A 24,180-nucleotide genomic window follows, 5' to 3' on the forward strand; every position below is an offset into this window, starting at 1 on the left:
GTTCGTCCTTACAGTGAGAGCCGGCGATCGGCGCCGGCCGGGACCTGTGAGGAGCAGCCATGCCCAAGTACGCCGCGATCATCTACGCCTCCGACGTCGACCCGACGCAGCCCGAAGCGGCGGACATGATGAAGGACTACGACGAGTTCGGCGCGGGCGCGCACGCGGTCATCCGCGGCGGCGCGGCGCTGTACCCGACGGCGACCGCGACCACGGTCCGCGTCACCGGCGGCAAGGGCGGCGACGTCGTCACCACCGACGGCCCGTACGCGGAGACGAAGGAAGCGCTGACCGGCTTCTACCTGCTGGAGTGCGCCGACCTCGACGAAGCCGTCAAGGTCGCGTCGCGCATCCCGGGCGCGTGGGACGGCGCGATCGAGGTCCGGCCGGTCGTCGACTTCGGCAAGTGACCGGCGCCGGGGACGCGGTCGCGCGGCTGGTCCGGGACGAGGGCACCCGGGTACTGGCCACGCTGGTCCGCGTCACCGGCAGCGTCGACCTGGCCGAGGACGCGGTCCAGGACGCCGTCGTGCGCGCGTTGGAGACGTGGCCGCGCGACGGCGTCCCGGACAACCCGCGTGGCTGGCTGCTGGTGGCGGCCCGCCGCCGCGCCGTGGACGTGGTCCGCCGCGAGGCGAAGAGGCTCGGGAAGGAGGCGGACGCGATGCCGGCGGTCGACCCGCACCCGCACCCGGACCCGGTCTCCGTCCGCGACGACCTGCTGCGCCTGGTGTTCACGTGCTGCCACCCGGCGTTGTCGCTGGACGCCCAAGTCGCCTTGGCGCTCCGGACCTTGGGCGGTTTGTCGACCGCGGAGGTCGCCCGCGGCCTGCTGGTCCCCGAGGCGACGATGGCGAAGCGCCTGACGCGCGCGAAGCAGAAGATCGCCCAGGCACGGATCCCGTACCGGGTGCCGTCGGCGGAGGAACTGCCCGCGCGGCTGGCCGGGGTGGCGTCGACGGTGTACCTGATCTTCAACGAGGGCTACACGGGCCGTGACTCGCTGCTGTCCGAGGGAGTCCGCCTGGCCCGGTTGCTGGTTTCGCTGATGCCGGATGAGCCGACAGCGCTGGGGTTGCTGGCGTTGGTGCTGCTGCAGGACGCCCGCCGCGCGGCCCGGTTCTCGTCGGGGTTGCCGGTGCTGCTGGCCGAGCAGGACCGTTCGCGGTGGGACTTCGCGCTGATCAAGGAGGGCGTCGAGCTGGTCGGCCGCGGCCTGCGCCGCACCCCGTCGAAGCCGAACCCGTACGTGGTCCAGGCGGCGATCGCGGCCTGCCACGACCTGGCCCCGACGTACGCGGAGACGAACTGGGACGCGGTGATTTCCTGGTACGACGTGCTGTTGACGGTCCAGGACACCCCGGTGGTCCGTCTGAACCGAGCGGCGGCGGTGGCAGAACGCGACGGCCCGGCCGCGGGACTGGCGTTGGTGGACGCGTTGCCGGGGCTGGCGGATTACCCGTGGTGGCACGCGTCGCGGGCGGAGTTGTTGCACCGCTTGGGTTCGCCGTCGGCTCTCGGGGCTTTGGCCCGTGCGGAGGAAACGGGACTTCCGGCGCCGCACTTGGCGCATTTGCGCAACAGAATGGAATAACGAAAACCCCGGGCGAAATGCCCGGGGTTTCGGTGAGAGCGGATGACGGGAATCGAACCCGCGTATTCAGCTTGGGAAGCTGATGTTCTACCATTGAACTACATCCGCAGTGCGTCGTCAGCATACACGGCGGCGTGATCCCCTTGTCCAGACCCCTCCTCCTTGACGTCCGCGCCTCAAGTGACAACACTTGTTGTCGACTTCGGAGGTGAGCGCTCATGGACGAGCCCGAGCTGTTCCGGCAAGGCGGATTCCGGCTGGCCCAACGCCTCTTCATCGAGGGTGACATCCGGGGTGACGAGCGGCAGGTCGCCCGGCTCCGGGAGTTCGCGCAGGTCCAGGACCAGCTCGCGGACGACGTCGTCGCCTGGATGGCGCAGCAGCCGAAAGGCCGGGGGCGCGAGCTCTTCGAACAAGCCCTGAACACCGGCGTCGCCGCGCCGGGGCCGCTTCAAGCCTTCTTCGAGCAGGTGAACGCCAAGCCCTACTGGGTCGACGACGAGCGGCTCGACCGCGGGGCGCGGGCCATCACCCGGGCCGGGTTGCTGGGCCTCTTCCCGCTCGGTGACATGTCGCTCATGGGCGGCTACCTCGCCTCCCGCGCCACGAAAGCCCTGGTCGGGACCGGGGAGATCGAGTACAAGGCGCCGCGGCGGCTCGTCGAGACCGCCACCTGGTGGATCGACGTCACCACCCCCGGTGCCCTCGCGCACGGCGGCAAGGGCTACGCCTCCGCGTTGCGGGTCCGGCTCGTGCACGCCCACGTGCGCGCCGCGATGAACCGGCGGGACGACTGGGACTACGCCGCCTGGGACCGGCCCGTCAACCAGGTGCAGACCGCCGGGACCCTGCTGCTCTTCTCCCTCGTCTACGTCTTCGGGACGCAGCTGCTCGGCCTCCGCTACTCCGCCCGCGAGCGCGGCGACATCCTGCACCTCTGGCGGTACATCGGCTGGCTCATGGGCGTCGACGACGAGCTGCTCCCCGCCGGTGAGGAGGACGCCTGGCGCCTGCTCTGGCTGCTCGCCGCCACCGAGTTCATCCCGGACGACGACTCGAAGCGGCTCGCCAAGGCCCTGGTCGAGGCCAACGCCGCCGTCGGCGAAGGGCGCGGCGCCGTCGGGAAGGTGCTCTCGCACGTCTCCGTCGCCGTGCACTCCTCGATCAGCAGGCTCGTACTCGGGAAGACCAACGCCGACTTCCTCGGCCTGCCGAACGACCCGGTCGCGCAGGCCGCGATCGTCGCCGTCGCGGGGGTCAACTTCGCCGCCGAGACCGTGCGGCGGTTCATCCCCGGGGCCACCGCGCTGCAGGAACGGCTCGGACGCGCCGGGCGCCGCGGGTACGTGAAGCGGCTCGAGAAGGTCTTCGCCCCTGACACGTCGTACGCGCAGCACATGCGGGTCGCCTGAACCCACCCGTTAGGCTTCGGGCCGTGCTGCTCAGTGACCGTGACCTCCGCAAAGACTCGACGCCGCCCGGCTCGGCATCGACCCCTTCGATGCCGGCATGGTCCAGCCGTCCAGCATCGACGTCCGGCTCGACCGGTTCTTCCGCGTCTTCGACAACAGCAAGTACACCCACATCGACCCGCAGCTGCAGCAGGACGAGCTGACCTCGCTGGTCGAGAAGGAGGGCGACGAGCCCTTCGTGCTGCACCCCGGCGAGTTCGTCCTCGGCTCGACGTTCGAGCTGGTCACCCTGGCCGACGACCTCGCCGGCCGCCTCGAGGGCAAGTCCTCCCTCGGGCGCCTCGGACTGCTCACCCACTCGACCGCCGGGTTCATCGACCCCGGCTTCTCCGGGCACATCACCCTGGAGCTGTCGAACGTCGCCAACCTGCCGATCACGCTCTGGCCGGGCATGAAGATCGGCCAGCTGTGCATCTTCCGCCTGTCGAGCGCGGCCGAGCACCCGTACGGCTCGAGCGAGGCCGGGTCCCGCTACCAGGGGCAACGCGGCCCGACCCCGAGCCGGGCGTACAAGAACTTCCACCGGGTCGACACCTGGCGCTAGGCGGCGACCTTCTCGGCCCAGTCGATGTGGTGGTTCCACATGAAGGCGTTCGGGTCCTCGTCGAACGGCTTCGCGAACGCCCGCTTGATGAAGAAGTCGCGGACCACGCGCCCGACCGGGCCGATCACCTTGTCGTCGCCGTTGCGCTTGCCCGCCGCGACGACGGCTTCGACGCGCTCGCGCCGCAGCCCCTCGTAGACGGCCAGTGCGCGCTCGACGTCCGGCACGTCACGAAGGCATTTGCCCAGCGTGACGGCGTCTTCGATGGCCATCGACGCGCCCTGGCCCGCCGCCGGTGACGTCGCGTGCGCCGCGTCGCCGATGATCACCATGCGGCCGCGGTGCCAGACCGGGACCGTCGGGAAGTCGTACGTCGGCCACGCCGGATAGAGCTCGCGGGTGGCTCGGATGATCTCCGCGGCGGGCGTCCGGTCGCGGGCCACGAGGTGCAAGAGCTCGGCGCGCAGCTTCTCCCCGGCGAGTGTCGCCAGCTCGGACGCCGTCGGCTCGGTCTTGCGGGCCGGGTTCGCGAACCACCAGACGCGGCCGTCCGGGCTGACGACGTGGCAGAAGAACACCCGCTTGCCGAACACCATGTTCAGCACGCCGGGCTCGTCTTCGAGCGACAGCCCTTCGGCGAACCCGCCCGTGTTGAGCAGCGGCACGTACCGCGGCGACGGCGCGTCCGGGTCCAGGATCGTGCGGACGCGCGAACGCAGGCCGTCGGCACCGATCAGGAGGTCGCCGATTTCGTGGGAGCCGTCCGAGAATTCGGCTCTGACTTGCGATGACGTCTGGCTCGCGCCGATCAGGCGTTTGCCGTACTCGGCGTGGATGCCGCGCCGGGCCGCTTCGTCGCGAAGGGCGACGTACAGGTCGGAGCGCAGGACGGTCTGGCTCACCGTGCCGTCCGCGAGCGCGCCGCCCAACGGGAACTCGGCCAACCGGGTGCCGTCGCCGAGGCCGATCGACATCCTCGGCGAGTCGAAGCCCGCGCTCTTGACCACGTCTTTCAGGCCGAGCGGGAGCAGCGCGTCGAGGCCGTTCACCGCCAGCGTCAGGAATGCGCCGACGCCTTCGGCGCCGCGGTCGTACGCCTCGAACAGCAGGGGCTCGTGCCCGGCTTCGTGCAGCGCGATGGCTGTGATCGTGCCCGCGATGCCGGCCCCGATGATCAGTGCCCGTGTCATGTCGTTCATCCTCTCGAATCTCTTAGAAACTAATTCGTTCTGTCGAACTAAAGAGTGGGCTAGGCTGGTCGACGTGTCAAGCGAGCGAGCGCAACTGGTCGAGAAAGTCCTGCTCAGGTCGCGGGAGCTGTCGACGGAGACGGTCATGTTCCACACGGCGATCTCGGAGACGCGGGGGCTGTCCGCGGTCGAGAGCAAGGTGCTGGACTACCTGGCGCGCTTCGGTTCGCAGACGCCGAAGGAGCTCGCACGGCTGTCCGGCCTCACGCCCGCGTCCGTGACCGCGATGGTCGACCGGCTCGAGCGGAAGGGCATCGTCCACCGCGAGCCGCACCCCGATGACCGGCGCCGGGTCCTCGTCACACTCCAGATGAAGGCCATCGAAAGCGGCCTGCACCTGTGGGACCACCTCGTCCGGGGCATGCACGAGCTGTGCGACCGCTACACCGACGACGAGCTCCGCACGGTGATCGGCTTCGTCGAGGCGGCCACGGCGCTGACCCACGAGTCGACGGTGAAGCTGACCGGCGCCACGGACGGGTGAGTTTAGGCGCGCGAAGGCCGCTCTCGTGCCACGCTCCCAAGGTCGTCTCGGCCCCGGAGGTGGCGAGGAGTGCCGTTGCCCGAAAGACCGCTTCGCCTGGTTCTCGTGCTGGCACTGGTCTTCCTGGCCTCGGCGCTGGTGCCGTCGGCGGGCGCGGCCGCCGCGCCGCCGTTCGCGGTCGGCTACGACGACGTCGTCTACGGAGACTTCCTGTACGCGGGTAACGGCGTCCTGCGCTGCCCGGTCGCGGCCGACCACGCGCCGTCCGGCGGTGCGGTGGCCACGCCCGCGGCGTGCGCGAACACCGCGGACCGCAAGGACACCCTGGCCAACGACGACTTCTTCATGCAGTGGGCCGACGTCGACGCCGACCCGGGCACGTTCGACTCGGCGAGCGCGTCGGTGACCGTTCCGCCGGGCGCGAAGATCGTCTTCGCCCGGCTGAACTGGGCGGGCAACACCGCTGCCCGGACGTGCGGCCCTCGCGAAGGCGTTCCCTCGGTTCCTCCGCCCGGCACGCCCGCCGGCCAGCACGTCCGGCTTTCGGTCGGCAGCGCGAAATCCGTCGACGTCGCGCCGACGGCGTTCGCCGAAGACGGCCCCTACTACTCGGCGCACGCGGACGTGACCAGCCAGTTCGCCGGCGCGCCGACCGGGGCGCCGCTCGAGCTGACGGTCGGGAACGTGTGGGCGCCCAAGGGTTTCGACTGCGCCGGCGGCTGGTCGATCGCGCTGGTCTACGCCTATCCGGAGCGCAACCCCGACTTCGCGCCGAACAAGCGCAAGATCGTCGTGGACGACGGGCACGTCCGGCAGGACACCGGTGCCCCGCCGACGGAAACGACGATCGCGGGTTTCCGCGCCGCGGCGGCGGACGCGCACATCGGCGTCACCGCGTACGACGGTGACTGGGGCGACTCCGGCGACCAGTTCCTCGTCGACGGCACCCCGGCCGCCGAGCCCGCGACCGGCGGGACGTCGAACTTCTTCGTCGCGAACGCGGACAACGCCGCGGCGCCGGGCGTGAAGAACAACTTCAGCGTGGATGCGAAGTCGTTCAACGTCGACAACGTTCCCGCGGGCGCGACGAGCGCGAAGCTCACCTTCGTCACCAGCGGCGACGCCTTTCTCGCGCAGAACCTCACTTTCTCGGTGCCGGTGCCGGAACTCCACGTCGCGCTGCGGGCGACGCAGCCGAAGACCCACGCCGGTGAGCCGGTCACGTTCGCCGCCGCGGTCGCCAACCCGGGCAGCGTCCCGGTGTCCGGCGTGCAGGTCACCGACGACGTCATCCCGGCGTGCGCCCGGCCGCTCGGCACGCTCGCGCCGGGCCAGACGGTGACGTTCACCTGCACCGGCCCCGCCCCGGCGGACGACTTCACGAACACCGCGAAGGCGACCGGCACGACGTCGCTCGGCGACCCGGTCGACGGCGAGGCGTCCGCCCGCGTCGACGTCCTGCACCCGGCGCTGGGCATGACGAAGTCGGCCGACCGGCCCGCCTACCGCGCCGGTGAGACCGCGACGTTCACGATCAAGGTCACGAACACCGGCGACACCGGGCTCCGCGACCTGCGGGTGACCGACCCGAAGACGCCGTCGTGCGCGCTCGCGGGAGCACTGGCCCCCGGCGAAAGCCGGACGGCGACGTGTACGGCGAAGGCGCCGATCGCCGACGGCGTCAACACCGCGAACGCCACCGCGACCGACGAGCTCGGCAAGCAGGTCACGGCCACCGCGGACGCTCCCGCGCCGACGATCGCGCCCGCCATCGAGGTCACGAAGACCGCCGAGCCGCCGGTGATCCACGCGGGCGACGCCGTCACGTGGACGGTCGCGGTGCGCAACAGCGGCGACAGCTCGCTCGCGCCGGTCAAGGTCACCGACGACACGACGACGTCATGCTCGCGCGCGTTCGACAGCCTGGCCGCGGGCGCGACGCAGACGTACACGTGCACGGCGAACCCGTCCACGACGACGACGTCGCACGTGACAGCCACCGGCACCGACCTGGCCGGGCAGCCGGTGACGGCCACGGCGTCCGCGACCGTCACAGTGATCACCCCGGCGCTGACCTTGGCGAAGGACGCCGCACCGGGTGTCGTGCGCGCGGGCGACCCGATCACGTACACGATCACGGTCACCAACGCGGGCGACGCACCGTTGACGGAAGTCGCGGTGACCGACGACCGCACCCCGGCGTGCGCCAAGGCGATCGGCGCGCTGCCGCCGCGGGGCAGGCAGACGTACACGTGCACGGCACCGGCCCCACCGGACGACTTCACCAACACAGCGGCCGCCGAGGGCAAGGACCAGCTCGGCCGCACGGTGAAGGTGACCGACGACGCGGTGGTCGACGTGATCCACCCGGCACTGGCGATCGCGGCGCGCGCGGAACCGGCCCAGGTCCGCGAAGGCGACACGGTGACCTGGACGGTCACCGTGACCAACACGGGCGACGTGCCGCTCACAGCCGTCCAGCTCGCCGACGAGCAGGTGCCGGGATGCGCGAAGCCGCTCGGCACGCTCGAGCCGCGGGCGACGCAGACCCGGACGTGCACGACGATCGCGGGCCCGGCGGGCCTCACGAACCGGCCATCGGCGACGGGCACGGACCCGACGAACCGCCCGGTGACGGCGGCCGCGGAGGCAACGTTCGCGGTGCAGCACCCGGCGGTCGCGGTGACGGCGGAGGTCAAGGGAGGCCCGTTCCGCGAGGGCGACGCGGTGCCGGTGCGGATCACGATCCGCAACACCGGCGACGTGCCGCTGACCGGCTTGCGGGTCACGGACACGCAGTCTCCGGCCGCGCAGCCGACCGGCCGCGAACCCGCGGGCGCGCAGGGCAGCACTCCACGAGCGCGGTCCGGCCCGCAGGCGCGAGCCACCGGCTGCACCCAAACGCTCGACGGCCCCCTCGAACCCGGCGCCACCAAAGACTTCGGCTGCACCACCACCGCGCCCGCCGACGACACCACCGTCGCCGTCAAGGTCACCGGCACTCCACCCGTTGGCCCCGCCGTCTCCGGCGAAGCCACCGCGCACGTCGATGTCATCCATCCGGCCGTCGCGATCAGCCGGACCGTCGAGCCCGCCACCGTTCGCGCCGGGGACACCGTCACCTCGACGATCACCGTCACCAACACCGGCGACACCCGGCTACAGGACGCCTCCGTAGCCGATCAAGGCGCACCGGCCTGCGCCAAGTCGCTGGGCCCGCTCGAGCCGCAGGCCACGCAGACCTACCGCTGCACCCAAGTCGCCGGTGACACCGACTTCGCCGCCGTTGCCACAATCACCGCCGTTGACGCCACGAACCGTCCCGTGACCGCCAAGGCCGAAGCCCCCGTCGATGTCATCCACCCCGCGCTCACCGTCACGAACGACGCCACTCCCGCGCAGGTCCGGGCAGGCGACACCGTGACGTTCACCATCGCCGTCACCAACGCCGGTGATGTTCCGCTGACCGATGTGTCCATTGCGGACAGTCGCACTCCGGCGTGCGCTCAGACCATCGGCACCCTCCCTCCCGGCGCCCTCCAGCGCCACTCCTGCACGGTAACCGCGGGCACCGACAATTTCGCGACCTCGACCACCGCGACCGGAACCGACCCGACAAAACGCCAGGTCAGCGCCACCGACGACGCTTCATACACCGTCCAGCACCCCGCGCTGGCGATCACCGCGTCCACCCACGGCCCCTTCCGCCAGGGCGACACCGTGCCCTTCACGATCACCGTCACCAACACCGGTGACGTCCCGCTCACTGCGATCGCCGTCACCGGCGAACCCGCCTGCGCCAAGAAGTTCGACAAGCTCGAACCCGGCGCCGCCCAGAAGTACGACTGTGCCACCACCGCCCCCGCGGACGACGTCGTCAGCACCGCGAAAGCCACCGCCACGCCCCCGATCGGCCCGCCGGTCACCGCCGAAACCTCCGCGACGGTCGACGTCATCCACCCGGCCGTCAAGCTGACGAAGGACCCGAAACCCGCGACCGTCCGCATCGGTGACGACGTCACGTTCACCATCACCGTCACCAACACGGGTGACGTCCCGCTGACCGAACTATCCATTGTGGACGAAGACGCCTGCGCGAAGAAGTTCGGCAGCCTCGCCCCGCAGGCCACGCAGACCTACACCTGCACCCGCAAGGCCCCCGACGACGATTTCACCGACCCCGCCGACGTAACGGGAATCGACCCGACCGGTCGCCCCGTGCAAGCGACCGGCGATGCGAAAGTCGACGTCGTCCACCCCGAAATCGCCGTGATGAAGGACGCGGCGCCGTACGAAGTCCGGCCGGGCGACACCGTCACCTTTTCCCTGCTGGTCAAGAACACCGGGGACGCTCCGCTCACCGCGGTGTCCGTCGTGGACGATCACACGCCGTCGTGCGCGCACACCGCCGCGAACCTGGCCGCGGACGCCGAAATCACCTACACCTGCACGACGGTCGCGGGCAAGGAAGGCTTCACCAGCAAGGCGACCGTCACCGCGCAGGATCCGACCGGCCGCCCCGTGACCGCGTCCGGCGAAGCCACCTTCGTCGTCCGAAGCGGCTGAATGGAGTAACGCGCTAGCGTCCGATTGCCGCGGAATTCGTACCTGTCACCGAAACCGCGCCGAGGTAAATGTGACCAGTGCGTTCGTAGGGTTCTCGCTGTAATCGTTCCGTGATACGTTCTCGCGCCGTGTCCCCCATTGGTGAACGTGCTCGCGTGGTGATGGTGTCACTCAGTGTGCTGCTCGGCGTCTTTTCCGCCGCGGCCGGCACCTGGATGGCCACCGCGGAAGGAAACACCGCCGAGCTCGGCGCCGCGGCGCTGGTCCTCCCCGACGCACCCGCGGGCTCCGGCGGCGGCAGCGGCACCGACCTGGCCGGTGGCCGGGTTCCGACCACGAGCGCACCGCAGAGCCCGACCGAAGCGCCCCCGACGACCTCGAGCGCGGCGCCGACCCCGACCGAGACGTCCGCGACGCCCCAGCCGACCACGTCGGCAGCCGCGCCGCCGCCGAGCACCAAGGCCACCACCCGGGTCGCCCCTTCGACCGCCGCCCAGGTCATCACCCTCGTCAACGAGGAACGCGCGAACGTCGGCTGCAAGCCGCTGACCGAGGAATCGCACCTCACGACGGCCGCGCAGGACTACAGCGAACAGATGTCGGCCGAGAACTTCTTCTCCCACACCAGCCCCGACGGCACCACGTTCGACCAGCGCATCAAGAACGCCGGTTACTCGAAGCCGGGCGCGGAGAACATCGCGAAGGGGCAGACGTCCGCGGCGCAGGTCATGGACGCGTGGATGAACTCAGCCGGTCACCGCGCCAACATCCTGAATTGCTCGCTGACCAAGATCGGCGTCGGCGTCACCACCAAGGGCTGGTACTGGGTTCAAGATTTCGGCTACTGAGCTTGGCTGTTCCACCGCTCGGCGATGTCGCCGTAGCGCGCCAGCACGGTCGCCCGCAGCTCGGGATCGGTCCGCGGCACGGGCTCGATGAACACCTCGGTGACGTCGTGGAACGACTCCGTCAGCTCGGCCGCGAGCCGGACGCAGGCGTGTTCGACGTCGCCCGCGCCCAGTGAGTCGTCGAAGTCCACGCGGGCGCAGACCAGTACCTGATCAGTGCCCATCAGCATGGTCTGCAGGTCGACGACGGCCTCGATCTCCGGCGCGCCGGACAGGTGGTCGCGGACGCCGCGGACGAGCTGCGGGTCGGCCTGGCGCCCGATGAGCAGGCCGCGGTTGGTCCGGCCGAGCAGGTACGCGACGCAGGCGAGCAGCAGGCCGATGGCGATCGACGCGACGCCGTCCCAGACCTCCGAGCCGGTGAGCTGGTGCAGCCCGATGCCGCCGAACGCGAGCAGCAGGCCCAGCAGCGCCGCGGAGTCCTCGAACAGCACGGTCTTCGGCGTCGGGTCGTCGATGAGCCGCAGGTAGGTCCACATCGACCGGTTCTCGGCCTTCGACTCGCGGACGACCTGGCGCACGGCCTGCAGCCACGAGGTGCCTTCGAGCAGGAACGCCACGGCCAGCACGATGTAGCTGAGCAGCGACGTGCTCTGCGCTTCGCCGTGGCCGAGCACCGTCGAGACGCCTTCGTAGAGCGCGAACATCGAGCCCGACGCGAAGATCGAGACGGCGGCGAGCAAGGACCAGAAGTACCGTTCCTTGCCGTAGCCGAAGGGGTGCATGCGGTCGGCGGGCCGCGACGAGCGCTTCAGCGCCGTGAGCAGCAGGACTTCGGTGATCGTGTCGGCCACCGAGTGCGCGGCTTCGGACAGCATCGCCCCCGAGCCGCTGATGATGCCGGCGATCAGCTTCATCACCGCGATCGCCAGGTTCACCCCGCCGGCGAGCAGGACGGTCAGGGTGCTTTCGCCACCGGAGTTTTCCTCGCTCACCTTGGTGAGCGTAATGGTCAGAGGCGGCGCAGGCCGTGCAGCACGCGCTCCATGAGCGCGAGCGCCGGACGGCCCTCGGTGCTCACGCGGGTGTCGTGGATGGTGACCAGGCCCTGCTCGGCCATGTCGTCGAGGAGCACCCGGACGACGCCGAGCGGGACGCTGAGCGTGGCCGCGACCTCGGCTACCGAACGCGGCTGGTGGCAGAGCGTGCGCACCGAGCGGAACTCGCCGGTGAGCCGGGCGCCGTTCCAGTGCGCGCCGGCCCGCGTCGAGACCAGCGCCTCGATCGCCAGGTGGCGCCGCGACTGCGTGCGGCCGCGGGTGAGGACGTACGGGCGCACGAGCGTCCGCTGGGCGGGCACGGGGTCGCGGTTGACGGGCGCGGGCTCGGCGAGCCGGTCTTCGATGTCGTCCGGGATGGTGCGGAGAGCGTGCCGCCCGGTCGTCGTCAGCCGGTCGTCGCCCATCCGTGCCGCCCCCGTTTCCGTGATCGTCAAAGGTGCCCTCGCTGGCATCGGCGGCGGCGAGGAAACGTCAGGATACGCCCGTTGTCCAGAGTTCAGGAGCATGTTTGTGATTGGCTTGATGGGCCATTTCGGTGACTATCATGAACAATCTTCGGGAAAACGATTACCGTGACAAAATCCCAGCTAGTGGACCTGTGACGACTGGTAGTGAATCGGTTACCGAATAAGAATGGGCCCGGCCGGGAAGTCCCGGCCGGGCCCATTCGCGAAGTGCCTTACTCCTCCGAGAGCGACGGCGCCCCGAGGGGCACCGGCTTCGGCTCCGGCTTCCGCTTGACCGACTCGAGCAGCATCTGCGCGACGTCGACGATCTCGACCTTCTCGCTCGCGGTGCCGTCGCTCTGGCGCGCGGTCAGGCCGTCGTTCAGCATCACCTTGCAGAACGGGCAGCCGGTCGCGATCTTCGACGGCGCGGTGCCGAGCGCCTCGTCGACGCGCTCGACGTTGATCCGCTTGCCGATCTTCTCTTCCATCCACATCCGCGCGCCGCCGGCGCCGCAGCACATCGACTTGTCGCCGTGCCGCGGCATCTCGCGCAGCTGCGCGCCGGTCGCGCCGACCAGCTCGCGCGGCGCCTCGTACACCTTGTTGTGGCGGCCGAGGTAGCACGGGTCGTGGTAGGTGACGTCCTCCGCGACCGGCGCCACCGGCACCAGCTGCTTCTCGCGCACCAGGCGGTTCAGCAGCTGCGTGTGGTGCACGACGTCGAACTGGCCGCCCAGCTCCGGGTACTCGTTGGCGAGGGTGTTGAAGCAGTGCGCGCAGGTCACGACGACCTTGCGGGCCTTGCGCTCACGTCCCTCGAACACCGAGTTCAGCACCTCGACGTTCTGCTGGGCCAGCATCTGGAACAGGAACTCGTTGCCCGCGCGGCGAGCCGGGTCACCGGTGCAGGACTCCTCCGAGCCCAGCACGGTGTACTTGACGCCCGCCATGTGCAGCAGCTCGGCGACCGCGCGCGTCGTCTTCTTCGCGCGGTCCTCGAACGCGCCGGCGCAGCCGACCCAGAACAGGTACTCGGCGTCGCCGAGGTCCCCGTCGAACACCGGGACCTCGAAGTCCAGGTCCTCGGTCCAGGCCAGCCGGTCCTTGGCGTTCTGGCCCCACGGGTTGCCCTTGTTCTCCAGGTTCTTGAACATGCCGTTCAGCTCGCTGGGGAACGACGACTCGATCATCACCTGGTAGCGGCGCATGTCGACGATGTGGTCGACGTGCTCGATGTCGACCGGGCACTGCTCGACGCAGGCGCCGCAGCTGGTGCAGGACCACAGGACGTCGGGATCGATGACGCCGCCGTCGTCGCCGACCAGGGCCTTCTGGGACTCGGCGATCGCGAGGACATCGATCCCGGCGTACATGTTGTCCCCGGACAAACCGACCTCGTCGCCCGCCATGTCGCGCTTGCCGCCCGCCAGCAGGTACGGCGCCTTCGCGTAGGCGTGGTCACGCAGCTGCGTGATGACCAGCTTCGGCGACAGCGGCTTGCCCGTGTTCCACGCGGGGCACTGCTCCTGGCAGCGGCCGCACTCGGTGCACGTCGAGAAGTCCAGCCAGCCCTTCCAGCTGAAGTCCTCGATCTTGCCGACGCCGAAGGTGTCCTCGTCCGGGTCGGCTTCTTCGAGGTCGAGGACCTTGCCGCCGCTCATCATCGGCTTGAGTGCGCCGAGGGCGACGCCGCCGTCGGCCTCGCGCTTGAAGTAGATGTTGAAGAACGCGCTGAACCGGTGCCACGCAATGCCCATGGTCATCGTGCGGGCGACGACGATCAGCCACACCGTGGCGCTCATCAGCTTGACGAACGCGAACACCGTCACCAGGTTCGGGCTGGCCGGGAGCAGTTCGCCGAGCGGGTTGGAGACGAAGGCGGCCCAGGTCGGCGTCTCGTGCGCGCCGAGCGCGGCCTTCGCGGCGCGGACGCCGATGATGCCGATGCCCTCGATGAGCACGACGGCCTCGATGAAGTACGCCCACTTGAAGTTCGAGCCCTGGAAGCGGCTCTGGCGGTCGGCGCGACGCGGGTGGTTGCGCTGGCGGATCGCCATCAGCACCAGGATGCCGACGATCGTGCCGAGCCCGAGCAGCTCCATGAGCAGCTGGAACGGCGGGAAGTCGTCGAGGATCGGCCAGCCCCACGTCGGGACGAAGACCTCGCCGTAGGCCTCGAACAGGGCGAGCGAGCCGAGCAGGAAGCCCCACATCACCAGCCAGTGCGCGGGCCCGACGCTGCGCTTGCGGTTCATCCGCGTGTGCGCGGCGAACTCCTTGATCAGCGTCTTCATGCGGGGCATGAACGGGCCGTTGCGCGTCGAGTCGGGCTGCCCGAGACGGATGACGCGCACGAAACGCGCGATCGTCGCGGCGAACATCCCCCAGGCGACGACGCCGAGGACGACGGCGATGCCGCCCAGCGTCAGTTGTAGAGCGCCCATCGTTCGGGTGCCTTTCGTCCGGATGATTCGTGGTGGTAGCCGGCAGACTAATGCTTCTTACTGATGAGTAACCCGTTGAGTGGCCTTAAGTCCCACCGATGTGGTGTACGTCGCTCTTTGTTTCGGGACGATCGTTCAGGTAGTTTTCACCCTATGGTGAAGCTCCAAGTCGACGGCCGGAAGGCGCGCGGCGAGAAGCGGCGCACCGAACTCATCGAGGCCACGCTGCGGATCATCGAGCGCGACGGCGTCGCGGGTGTGACGCACCGGACCGTCGCGGCCGAGGCGGGCGTTCCGACGACGTCCACGACCTATCACTTCTCGTCACTGGACGACCTGCTGGTCGCGACGCTCATCTCGTGCGCCCGCGACATGGCCACCGAGGTCTACTGGATGATCGACCGGGCCCGTTCGCGCGGCTCACGCGGCGCCGAAGAGGTCGCGGCCCTGCTCGCCGAGGCGCTCGGGCCGCGTCGCGGCCGCACGATGGCCGAGTACGAGCTGTACCTCCTGGCGGCGCGCAAGCCCGAGCTGCGCCCGGCCGCGCGGCGCTGGCTCGACGTCCTGACGTCGATGGTCCGCCACGACGACGAAGTGGCGTTCCGGGTCTTCCTCGCGGGCATCGACGGGCTGCTCATCCAGGGCCTGATCGACGACGAGCCGCCGTCGGCGGAAGAGCTGCGTCCCGTCGTGGACTACCTGCTGAAACCGCGTTGACGCCGGGCTTAGTTTCGGATCATGCGGACTTTCGGTGAGTACGAGCTGGACGACGACCGGACGCGGCTGGACCTCGACGTGGTGTGGAAGTTCCTCTCCACCGAGGCCTACTGGGGCCGCTGGCGCACGCGCGAGCAGGTCGAAGCCGCGGTCGACGGCTCGTGGCGGGTCGTCGGCGCCTACCGCGGCGGCGAGCAGGTCGGCTTCGCGCGGGCCTTCTCGGACGGCGTCGGGTCCGCGTACCTGGCCGACGTCTTCGTCGTCGACTCCGCCCGCGGCACCGGCCTCGGCAAGGAGCTCGTGCGGGAGATGATCGACAACGGGCCCGGCGCGGGCTTCCGCTGGATGCTGCACACCGCCGACGCGCACGGGCTCTACCGGCAGTTCGGCTTCGGCGAGCACACCAAGGGCCGCTACCTCGAGCGCGAAGGCGTCAACAAGGAGTCCTTGCGCTGAGTCAGCTTGTAGTAGATCGCGCCCGGCACGGCGAGGCCGATCAGCCACGAGACGTCGGCGCCGCCCAGTAGCGGCGCCATCGGGCCGACGAAGATGCCTTCGACGTTCGAAAACGGGATCTGCACGGCGATCCCGACGAAGTACGCGATGAGCGCCGGCGCGGCCCAGCGCCCGTAGCGGCCGTTCGGGTCGTACATCGCTTCGAGGTCGTAAGACTCCTTGCGCACCAGGTAGAAGTCGACGAGGTTGATCGAGCTCCACGGCGTCAGGAAGTACAGCAGGAAGTCCAGGAACAGGATGAAGTTCCCGAGGAACTCCCCGCGCCCGAGCACCGCGATCACCCCGCCGAGCACGCCGACGACGGCGATGTACCCGACGCGCGCGCCCTGCGAGAGCGCGGCTTTGCGGCTGAACGCGGTGAGTGCGGTCGCGACCGTCATGTAGCCGCCGTAGATGTTCAGCACGTTCACGGTGAACTTGCCGAGCGCGATGGCGAACAGCAGCGGGATGAGCAGTGCCTCGCCGCCGAGCCCGACGACGTACGCGACTTCGTGGCCCTTGAACGCCTTCCCGGCGACGGCGTACGCGAGCGCGCCGAACGACATCGCCCAGGTCGCGCCGAGGACCGTGCCGCCGTAGGTCCACCAGAACGTCGCCCGCACCGACGTCGTCGAGGGCAGGTAGCGCGAGGTGTCGGCGACGTACGGGCCGAAGGTGAGCTGCCACGACGCCGTCAGCGAGAGGGCCAGGAGGAACTTCGGGAAGTCGAGCGACGGCGCCTGGAGCACTGCCCCGAGGTCGTGCCCGCCGACCAGGCGGACCGTCAGGTAGACGAAGACGACCACGCTGAGCGCCGACGCGATCCACCCGAACCGGTGGATCAGCCGGTAGCCGACGATGGCGATCAGCGCGGAAAGGGCGGCGTACACGCAGATCGCGGCGTCGGTCGGCAGCCCGGTGATCTCCGCGACGGCCTGTCCGCCCAGGACGTTGCCGCTGGCGAAGTACCCGAGGTACATCACGACGACGAGGACGAGCGGCAGGATCGCGCCGTAGACGCCGAACTGCGCGCGCGACTGGATCATCTGCGGGATGCCGAGCTTCGGCCCCTGCGCGGCGTGCAGCGCCATCGGGACCCCGCCGAGGACGTTCCCGCCCAGCACCGCGACCAGCGCCCACAGCGGGTGGACGCCGACGAGCACGGTCAGCGCGCCGGTGACCGCCGACGTGATCTGCATGTTCGCCGCGAACCAGAGCGTGAAGAGGCTGCGCGGGTGGCCGTGCCGTTCGGCTTCCGGGACCGGGTCGATGGACCTGCGTTCGAGGGCTGCCGCCACGGGACCTCCAGAAATCGTGCGTTGGAGGTATTAACCGCGTCTTCGACGCCGTGGCCTAGACCCGTGATCGCGATTCAGTCTGGTATTCCAGACGCCAGCCGTCCCGCCGCCCGCTCGATGGCCGACTCGACCGCTCCCACCCGGTCGGCCAGCAGCCCCACGGCACCGACCGCACGGCTCATCGGGTCCTCGTCGTCCCCGCCGAGGGCCTGGGCTCGCAGGAACGCGGCTTTCACCTCGGACCACCGCCGCGCCTGCTCCGGCGACAGCCGTCCCCGCAGCTCGGCCAGCTTCAGCAGGTTCGCTTCCGCGCCCGAGGTCAGCGTCTGCGCCTCACCGGCGTAGTGGTCGTCGACCAGGGCTTCGAGCTCCGCGTCGTTCATCGCGGGCACGATCCGCTCGGCGAGCTTGGTCATGTTCCGGTACGAACCCTGCAGCTGGAACGGCGGTTCGGTGCGGGAAGCGTCCGCCTGCGCCGCCGAAGCGATGTACGCCTGGTTGTTGGCCAGCACGATCCGCTGCAGCCGCAGGAGCTTCCGGAGCACGGACAGGACCTGCTCCAGCTCGATCGCCGAATAGGCGTGCCCCAGCTGGTCGGCGCGCACCGAACCGTCCCCGCCCGCCATCCGGACCAGCGCGTCCACATCGGACCGCTCGCGCGCGGCGAGCGGTGCCAGCACGGGGTTCGCGGTCAGCGCGTTCTCGATGTAGCTCAGTGCGAACAGCTCTTCCTTGCCGGACAGCACGTCCCCGAGGTTCCACACGTCCGCGCGGTTGGCGAGCATGTCCGGGATGCGGAACCGCTTGCCCTGCTCGGTGTACGGGTTCCCGGCCATGCACACCGCGAACCGCTTGCCGCGCAGGTCGTAGGTCCGCGTCCGGCCCTCCCACACGCCTTCCATCCGCCGCTGCGCGTCGCACAGCGAGATGAACTTCTGCAGCAGCTCCGGCGACGTGTGCTGGATGTCGTCGAGGTACAGCAGCACGTTGTTGCCCTGCTCCAGCGCGAACGAGATCTTCTCGACCTCCTGGCGCGCGGTCGCGTCCGGTGCGTCGGCCGGGTCCACCGACGTGACGCCGTGACCGAGCGCCGGCCCGTTGACCTTCACGAAGACCAGCCCGAGGCGGCTGGCGACGTACTCCATGAGCGTCGTCTTGCCGTAGCCCGGCGGCGAGATGAGCAGCAGCAGGCCGGACTGGTCGGTGCGCTTGGCGTCCCCGGTCGCGCCGAGCTGCTTGGCCAGGTTGTCGCCGATCAGCGGCAGGTACACCTCGTCCAGCAGGCGGTTGCGCACGAACGCGCTCATCACCTTCGGCCGGTACTCCGCCAGCCGCAGCCGTTCACGTTCGGCGGCCACGAGCGCGTTGCGCTGCCGCTGGTAGGCGCGGAACCCCGGCACGCGGTCCCGGCGGAAGCGGTGGGTCCGGGCCAGCGTCTCGTCGAGCCGCAGCGTCAGCGCCCGGCCGGTGATCCGCGGGTGCGCGCCGAGCAGGCCGTCCACCGTGGCCACCAGCGTCGCCGACGAGTCGTGGCGCGGGAGATCGCACAGCTCGATCGCGACGGCTTCCGGGAGGTCGTCGGCGGGCAGGCCGCTTGCCTCGGCGAACGACCGCAGCCAGGCCTCCACGAGCTGGTGGCGGTCCGCGAGGTCGTCGAGGGCACCCAGGTCCTCGGTGAAGCTGCGCCGGTCGAGCCGGAACTTGTCGAGCACGGCCCGCGCGCCGGCACTCGCGACGAAGCCGGCCGGGGCCACAGCCAGCTCTTCGACCAGGTACTCCCCGGCGAACTCGGTTTCGAGCGCCAGCCCAGCGGTGTCGAAGAACGCCCGCATGGCGTCCGTCAGCTCACGCGCCAGCTCGGCCATCGCCGGCGGGGGACCGAACGCGTCCCGGACCCGCGCGAGCGACGCGGCCCGCGTCGTCCAGACGGCCTTCTCCCGCTCGCCGGCGCCGTAGGCCCAGAACACCTGGGCGGCCGCCCGCGCCGCGGACGGGAACCGCAGCAGCCCGGCCGCGGACCGCAGGCGCAGCAGGGCCGCCAGGATCGCGGCCGCGTCGTGGTCGTGCACGCCGCGCGCATACCCCTCGTCGTACCGGCCCGCGGCGGTCTCGCGCACGACGTCGAGCAGGTCGGCTTCGACCAGCTCCGCGGCCGGCCGTTCGGCGAGGATCGACGTCGCCAGGTACTCGGCCCGGTACACCTCCGGCGACTCCGACACGAGCAGCTGGTCCCAGTACGGCCGCGTCGCCTCGAACGCCTCGTCGCGCACCGGCGCCCGGTAGTCGGTGCCGGTGATCGCGAACTGCATCGAGCCGTCGTGCGGTACGAGCGTCAGGTCGATGTCCTGCGTGTTGACGGCGAAGGTGTGGCGGCCGAGGCGGATCGTCTCGCCGCCTTCGCCGTAGAGGTCCAGCCGGTCGCGCAGGGCCCGGCCGGCCTCCTGGCGAGCGGCCTTCACCCGGCCTTCGAGCTCTTCGGCGCGGACCTGGTCGCCCAGTTCCCGCAGCTCCTCGACGACATTGCGCAGCTTCGCGACCATCGGATCGGCCGCGAAGTAGGTGTTGATCTCGTCGACGGACGCGAGCGAGCCGACCCGGCGCGTCACGCTGCCGAGGATCCGCTCGGCCGAGCCCGCCAGCCGGTCCGCCCGGCGCGCCCGCTCGTCGAGCAACGCCTGCTTGCGGGAGGAGAAGGCCTCGTAGACGTCGGTGCGCTTCTCCCCGAGCGCGGTCAGGAAGTCGTCGAACTCCCCGAACCGCGACTCGAGGTTCTCCAGCTGCAGCAGCAGCCGGCCCAGCTGCTCGTCACAGCGCTCCGGGGTGTCCGCGACCGCGAGCCCGCCCGTCACGGCCTGGGCGAGCAGCGCGAACTCGGCGGCGAACTCGGCCCGGCCCTCGGCTTCGAGCAGCTCCCGGCGGCGCGCGTCGAGCGTGGCCCTGGCGCGGTTGACCGCGCCGGTCACCTCGCCGACGCGCTCGAGGATCTTGGTGCGCACCACGGCGTCGGCGATGTCGAGCCCGCCGACGACTTCGGTGAGGACCGCGAGGCCGGCGGACTGCTCGTCGAGCCGCTCGGTGACCGGCGCCGCCTCGGCGACCGTCGTGATCGCGCCCGCCGCGGTGATCAACGCGGTCACTTCGGCGTGGTAGCCGGTGAACGCGTCCTCGCCCTGCAGGAACCGCACCGCCCGCTGGGCGGTCTCGGAGAACGTCGTGTCCAGCTCGCCGACCAGCGCGTCCACCCGGGCGGTGTCGGCGTAGCGCAGCTCGCGCACGGTCACCAGGTGCCCGCGGGCCCGGTGCAGCTCGGCGAGGCGGCGCACCCACGCGTCCGCCGCGTTCAGCGCCTCGCCCCGCACCCGCCGCACGAGCGACGCGGTGTCGGCCGCCGCGGTGTCGACGGCTTCGGCCGCCTGCGCGGTGAGCGAGGTGACCGTCTCGAACTCGTCCAGCACCTGCTCGGCGGTCACCCGGACGTCGGTCAGCGGTCCGCGCAGGTCACCCAGCTCGGGCTCACCGAGCCAGTGGTAGTGGTCGAAGACCCGGGCACACGCGGCGATCAGCGCTTCGAACACCGCCGCCGACGGCGCCATCTCGCCGGCCATCCGGGTGATCGACAGGCAGTCGGAGATCCCGCGGACGAGGTCGGCGTTCCCGATCCGCTCCAGCGGCCCGGTGCCGGCCGGCTGGGCCGCCGCGTAGGTGTCCGACTGGAACGGCGTCCGCCACACCTGCATCGGGTGCACCCGGCTCGGTTCGCCGGACAACGCGCGGAACAGGATCATCGTGCCGTCGTCGAACAGCGAATAGCCGTGGCACGGGATCGGGGTCGCGACCTCCTTGCGGATCACGTTGTACGGCAGCAGGAGCGTGCGTCCCTCGGCCCGCGCGTGGAAGACGTACAGCACGTCCTCGCCGTTGGGCGAGCGGATCACGCGCTCGAACTCGAGGTCGTCCACCGTCGTGTCGAACGTCTTGCCGACGCCGGTGTCGAGGTAGTAGCCGCCGGGGAAGATGATGCCGTGGTCCTCCGGCAGCCGCTGGCACGCCTGCCCGATGCCGTCGAGCCGCGCGACGTCCCGCGTGCGCGTGTTGAAGACCAGGTAGCGGTAGTCGGTCTCCTTGTACGGCAGCATGCGCAGCAGGATCAGCGGGCCGATCCGCGCGTACGAGACTTCGGCGTCCGCGAGGCTCTGCAACGGCTCGTCGACGGGCTCGGCGTAGACGCCCTCCCCGGTCTCGGTGTTGTTTTCGACCTTGATCGTCAGCGTGCCGCCGACGGTCTCGACGAACACCTCGTTCTCGATCGAGATGTGCGGGTGCCGGCCGAGGACGTGGTCCTCGCGGGTGGTCTCGACCCACTCGAAATCGTGCGAGGGTGGGAAGACGTGGTCGCGCTCGCCGCGGTTGTCCAGGTAGGACACCGCGCCGTCGGCCGCGACGGTCCACCGCAGCACCCGGATGTCCTCGGTGCGCGGGCCGGTCTGGAACACCGCGAGCAGCTTGCCGTCCAGCCGTCGCAGCTGCAGCAGCCGGGCCTGCCGGTAGTACCGGTACAGCTCGCCGAAGTCCCGCTCGAACTGCTCGTCCCGCAGCAGCTCGGGCAGCTCGTCGGCGCTCACGTCGTCGAACCGGAACGCGTCTTCGTCGTGGCTGAAGCGCTGCAGGGAGAAGACGTCGTCGACCGCCGTCTCGGGCTTGAGCCCGATGAAGACGTTGTAGCCGAACAACATCCGCCCGCCGACCGCGACGATGTCCCGCGGCACGCAGTTGTTCGCGGTGCGGATGCGCTCGGTGCCGACCAGCGCGAGCTGCGCGCCGCCGAAGACCTCCAGCCGCCGCGCGTTCAGCTCGTCCGCGCGCTTCGCCAGCTCCGCCGCCTGCGCGGCCAGCCGGGCGCGGAGCACCTCGTAGGTGCCCGCGTCCAGCTCGGGTCCGGCCGCGGTCACTGCTTCGCGGGCACGAGGGTGGCCACCGACGTCTCGGCGAGGCCGAGCCGCTGCGCGGTGAGCATCAGCTCACGCAGCTTGTCGCTGTCCGGGCCGCCCGTCTGCAGCTGCTGCGCCAGGAAGGCCGACAGCGTCAGGTTCTTCACGTCCTCGGTGCTGACCGCGCCGAGGATCTTGGTGAGGTCGTCGGTGAAGCTGGCCGAGCCGTCGAGGTAGGGCCGCGCGAGCGACTGGACGACGTCGGAGTGCTGCACGAAGCCGTCCACGCTCTTGCCGAGGCCGATCGAGCCGACGATCCGGTCGAAGAACGCCGTCTCCCCGCCGACGATGTCGATGTCCGCCTTCTCCAGCCCGGCACTGAGCACGACCGCCTGTGCCTCGGCGACGTCCCGCTGCACGTCGAGCGCGGCCAGCCGGATCTCCTTCTCGGCGTCCAGCCGCAGCCGGTACTCCTCGTGCTCCCGGCTCGCGTTGTCCAGCGCGGCCATCGCGGCGGCCTTCTCGGTGAGGCCCTCGGCTTCACCCTTCAGCTTGTCGCGCAGGGCATCGGCGACCACGGTCGCCTTCTCGCGCTCGACGATCGCCTCGGCGCGGCCGACCTTCTCCAGCGCGACGGCGTCGCGTTCCTTGACCTGGGCGGCGGCCAGCCCCGCGGCGGCCTCCTCGGCCTGGATCCCCTCCGCCAGCCGGATCTTGGCCCGCGTGTCCAGCTCGGCGGCCTGCTGGCGCGCCTCGGCGAGGACCAGCTCTTCGCGGGCCTTGTGCTTGGCGGCCTGTTCCGCGGCCTCGGCGGCCTTGATGTCCTTGACCAGGTTCTCCTGCGCCTCGGCCTCGGCCCGGATGACGAGCGCCTCACGCGTGCGCTGCGCCTCTTCGAGCACGCGCAGCTTCTTGATGTTCTCCTCCTGCTCGGCCACGGTCTTCTCGACGGCGATCCGCTCGCGGACCACCTCGGCGATCGACCGCTTCTCGGCTTCGAGCTCCTTGTCCTTCGCGATCCGGGACAGCTCGGTCTCGCGCTCGCGGCCGATCACCTCGAGCAGGCGGTCCTTCTCGATCCGCTCGGACTCGATGGCGATGACGCGCTCGCGGTTCTTGCCCGCGACCTCGATCTCGCGCTGCTGGTTCTGCTGCTGGATGCCGAGCTGCTCGTCCGTGCGCAACTGCGCGGCCTGCGCCTTGAGCCGCTCTTCGGCCTGCACCTTGGCGATCTCGGCCTCTTCGCGCGCCCGCATGGTCTCGACCTCGCGGCGCTGCTTGATCTCCGCGTCGGTCTGCCGCCGCTCCAGTTCGAGGATCGCCTCGCGGGCGTCGACGTCCTGGCGGGTGATCTCCTTCTCCTCGTTGCGGCGGAACTCGTTGGTGCGCACGTGCTCGATCGCCGTCAGCTCGGTGATCTTGCGGATGCCCTGCGCGTCCAGGATGTTCGCCGCGTCGAGCGACGCCATCGGGGTCTGCTCGAGGTAGTCGATCGCGGCGTCTTCGAGGCTGTAGCCGTTCAGGTCGGTGCCGATGACGCGGATGATCTGGTCGCGGAACTCGTTGCGCTGGGTGTAGAGGTCGACGAAGTCGAGCTGCTTGCCCACGGTCTTCAGCGCCTCGGAGAACTTGGCGTTGAACAGCTCCTGCAGGGTTCCCTGGTCGCTCGCGCGTTCGGTGCCGATCGCCTGCGCGACCTTCACGACGTCCTCGGCGGTCTTGTTGACGCGCACGAAGAACGAGATCCGGATGTCGGCGCGGATGTTGTCGCGGCAGATCAGGCCTTCCTGACCGGTGCGGGCGATGTCGATCGTCTTCACCGAGATGTCCATGACCTCGGCCTTGTGCAGCACGGGCAGCACGATGGCACCGGTGAAGGTGACGTCGACCCGGCGCACCTTGGAGATGATCAGAGCCTTGCCCTGCGGCACCTTGCGGAACAGCCGGCTCACGACGAACAGCAGCACGAGAACGATCAGGACGACGACGGCGATCACGACGCCGGCCCCCACGCCGATGGCATCCATTCC

The 24,180-nt window shown here is 70.3% G+C and carries 15 protein-coding genes, 1 tRNA gene and 1 pseudogene; 9 read left to right on the forward strand and 8 right to left on the reverse strand.

Annotated elements, in window-relative coordinates:
* The first annotated feature begins 59 nt into the window (after positions 1 to 59).
* Positions 60 to 410 carry a YciI family protein gene (locus QP939_RS14565; protein WP_285457288.1) on the forward strand — a complete coding sequence of 117 codons (351 nt, stop codon included), beginning with the start codon at positions 60 to 62 and terminating at the stop codon, positions 408 to 410.
* Complete coding sequence (locus QP939_RS14570; protein WP_285457289.1) at positions 407 to 1,594, forward strand: RNA polymerase sigma factor; 1,188 nt, start codon at positions 407 to 409, stop codon at positions 1,592 to 1,594. Before QP939_RS14565 ends, QP939_RS14570 begins: the two co-directional genes overlap by 4 nt.
* Positions 1,595 to 1,631: 37 nt before the next feature.
* On the opposite strand, the gene QP939_RS14575 is transcribed toward QP939_RS14570, so the two are convergent.
* Positions 1,632 to 1,702: transfer RNA gene (locus QP939_RS14575), tRNA-Gly, on the reverse strand.
* 110 nt (positions 1,703 to 1,812) lie between these two features.
* Between QP939_RS14575 and QP939_RS14580 the strand changes: the two genes are divergently transcribed.
* Entirely contained in the window at positions 1,813 to 3,006 is a 1,194-nt protein-coding gene (locus tag QP939_RS14580; protein ID WP_285457290.1) for an oxygenase MpaB family protein, read from the forward strand.
* A 23-nt stretch (positions 3,007 to 3,029) separates the two neighbouring features.
* Positions 3,030 to 3,610: pseudogene (dcd, locus tag QP939_RS14585) on the forward strand (dCTP deaminase).
* Here dcd and QP939_RS14590 read toward each other — a convergent pair.
* Positions 3,607 to 4,800 carry an FAD-dependent oxidoreductase gene (locus QP939_RS14590; protein WP_285457291.1) on the reverse strand — a complete coding sequence of 398 codons (1,194 nt, stop codon included), beginning with the start codon at positions 4,798 to 4,800 and terminating at the stop codon, positions 3,607 to 3,609. The pseudogene dcd and the gene QP939_RS14590 sit on opposite strands and share 4 nt — an antisense overlap.
* Before the next feature lie 73 nt (positions 4,801 to 4,873).
* On the opposite strand from QP939_RS14590, the gene QP939_RS14595 reads away from it, so the two are divergent.
* The 3 genes from QP939_RS14595 (at position 4,874) to QP939_RS14605 (ending at position 10,758) form a co-directional block, all read left to right on the forward strand.
* Complete coding sequence (locus QP939_RS14595; RefSeq protein WP_285457292.1) at positions 4,874 to 5,344, forward strand: MarR family transcriptional regulator; 471 nt, start codon at positions 4,874 to 4,876, stop codon at positions 5,342 to 5,344.
* Between the two features lie 69 nt (positions 5,345 to 5,413).
* Positions 5,414 to 9,910 carry a DUF7507 domain-containing protein gene (locus QP939_RS14600; protein ID WP_285457293.1) on the forward strand — a complete coding sequence of 1,499 codons (4,497 nt, stop codon included), beginning with the start codon at positions 5,414 to 5,416 and terminating at the stop codon, positions 9,908 to 9,910.
* Between the two features lie 155 nt (positions 9,911 to 10,065).
* Positions 10,066 to 10,758 carry a CAP domain-containing protein gene (locus QP939_RS14605; RefSeq protein WP_285457294.1) on the forward strand — a complete coding sequence of 231 codons (693 nt, stop codon included), beginning with the start codon at positions 10,066 to 10,068 and terminating at the stop codon, positions 10,756 to 10,758.
* On the opposite strand, the gene QP939_RS14610 is transcribed toward QP939_RS14605, so the two are convergent.
* From QP939_RS14610 to QP939_RS14620, 3 genes are all read right to left on the reverse strand, one after another.
* A complete protein-coding gene (locus QP939_RS14610) occupies positions 10,752 to 11,753 on the reverse strand; it encodes a cation diffusion facilitator family transporter (protein ID WP_285457295.1) in 1,002 nt (333 codons plus the stop codon). The two genes, QP939_RS14605 and QP939_RS14610, sit on opposite strands and share 7 nt — an antisense overlap.
* Before the next feature lie 17 nt (positions 11,754 to 11,770).
* The gene (locus QP939_RS14615) at positions 11,771 to 12,253 is read right to left on the reverse strand and encodes a DUF742 domain-containing protein (RefSeq protein WP_285457296.1); all 483 of its coding nucleotides are present in this window, start codon (positions 12,251 to 12,253) and stop codon (positions 11,771 to 11,773) included.
* A gap of 245 nt (positions 12,254 to 12,498) precedes the next feature.
* Positions 12,499 to 14,712, reverse strand: a complete 2,214-nt coding sequence (locus QP939_RS14620; RefSeq protein ID WP_285457297.1) for a (Fe-S)-binding protein — start codon at positions 14,710 to 14,712, stop codon at positions 12,499 to 12,501.
* 156 nt (positions 14,713 to 14,868) lie between these two features.
* Between QP939_RS14620 and QP939_RS14625 the strand changes: the two genes are divergently transcribed.
* Both QP939_RS14625 and QP939_RS14630 read left to right on the forward strand, forming a co-directional pair.
* Complete coding sequence (locus QP939_RS14625) at positions 14,869 to 15,429, forward strand: TetR/AcrR family transcriptional regulator (protein WP_167384557.1); 561 nt, start codon at positions 14,869 to 14,871, stop codon at positions 15,427 to 15,429.
* Positions 15,430 to 15,450: 21 nt separating this feature from the next.
* The gene (locus QP939_RS14630) at positions 15,451 to 15,885 is read left to right on the forward strand and encodes a GNAT family N-acetyltransferase (RefSeq protein WP_285457298.1); all 435 of its coding nucleotides are present in this window, start codon (positions 15,451 to 15,453) and stop codon (positions 15,883 to 15,885) included.
* Here the strand turns inward: QP939_RS14630 and QP939_RS14635 are convergent.
* From QP939_RS14635 to QP939_RS14645, 3 genes are all read right to left on the reverse strand, one after another.
* Positions 15,843 to 17,222: a purine-cytosine permease family protein gene (locus tag QP939_RS14635; RefSeq protein WP_285457299.1), complete on the reverse strand. Its 1,380-nt coding sequence runs from the start codon at positions 17,220 to 17,222 to the stop codon at positions 15,843 to 15,845. The genes QP939_RS14630 and QP939_RS14635 overlap by 43 nt on opposite strands.
* Before the next feature lie 74 nt (positions 17,223 to 17,296).
* Complete coding sequence (locus tag QP939_RS14640; RefSeq protein WP_285457300.1) at positions 17,297 to 22,171, reverse strand: DNA repair ATPase; 4,875 nt, start codon at positions 22,169 to 22,171, stop codon at positions 17,297 to 17,299.
* A complete protein-coding gene (locus QP939_RS14645) occupies positions 22,168 to 24,177 on the reverse strand; it encodes a flotillin family protein (RefSeq protein WP_285457301.1) in 2,010 nt (669 codons plus the stop codon). Before QP939_RS14645 ends, QP939_RS14640 begins: the two co-directional genes overlap by 4 nt.
* Positions 24,178 to 24,180: the final 3 nt, after the last annotated feature.

This window comes from Amycolatopsis nalaikhensis (assembly GCF_030264295.1).
Classification (GTDB): Bacteria; Actinomycetota; Actinomycetes; order Mycobacteriales; family Pseudonocardiaceae; genus Amycolatopsis; species Amycolatopsis nalaikhensis.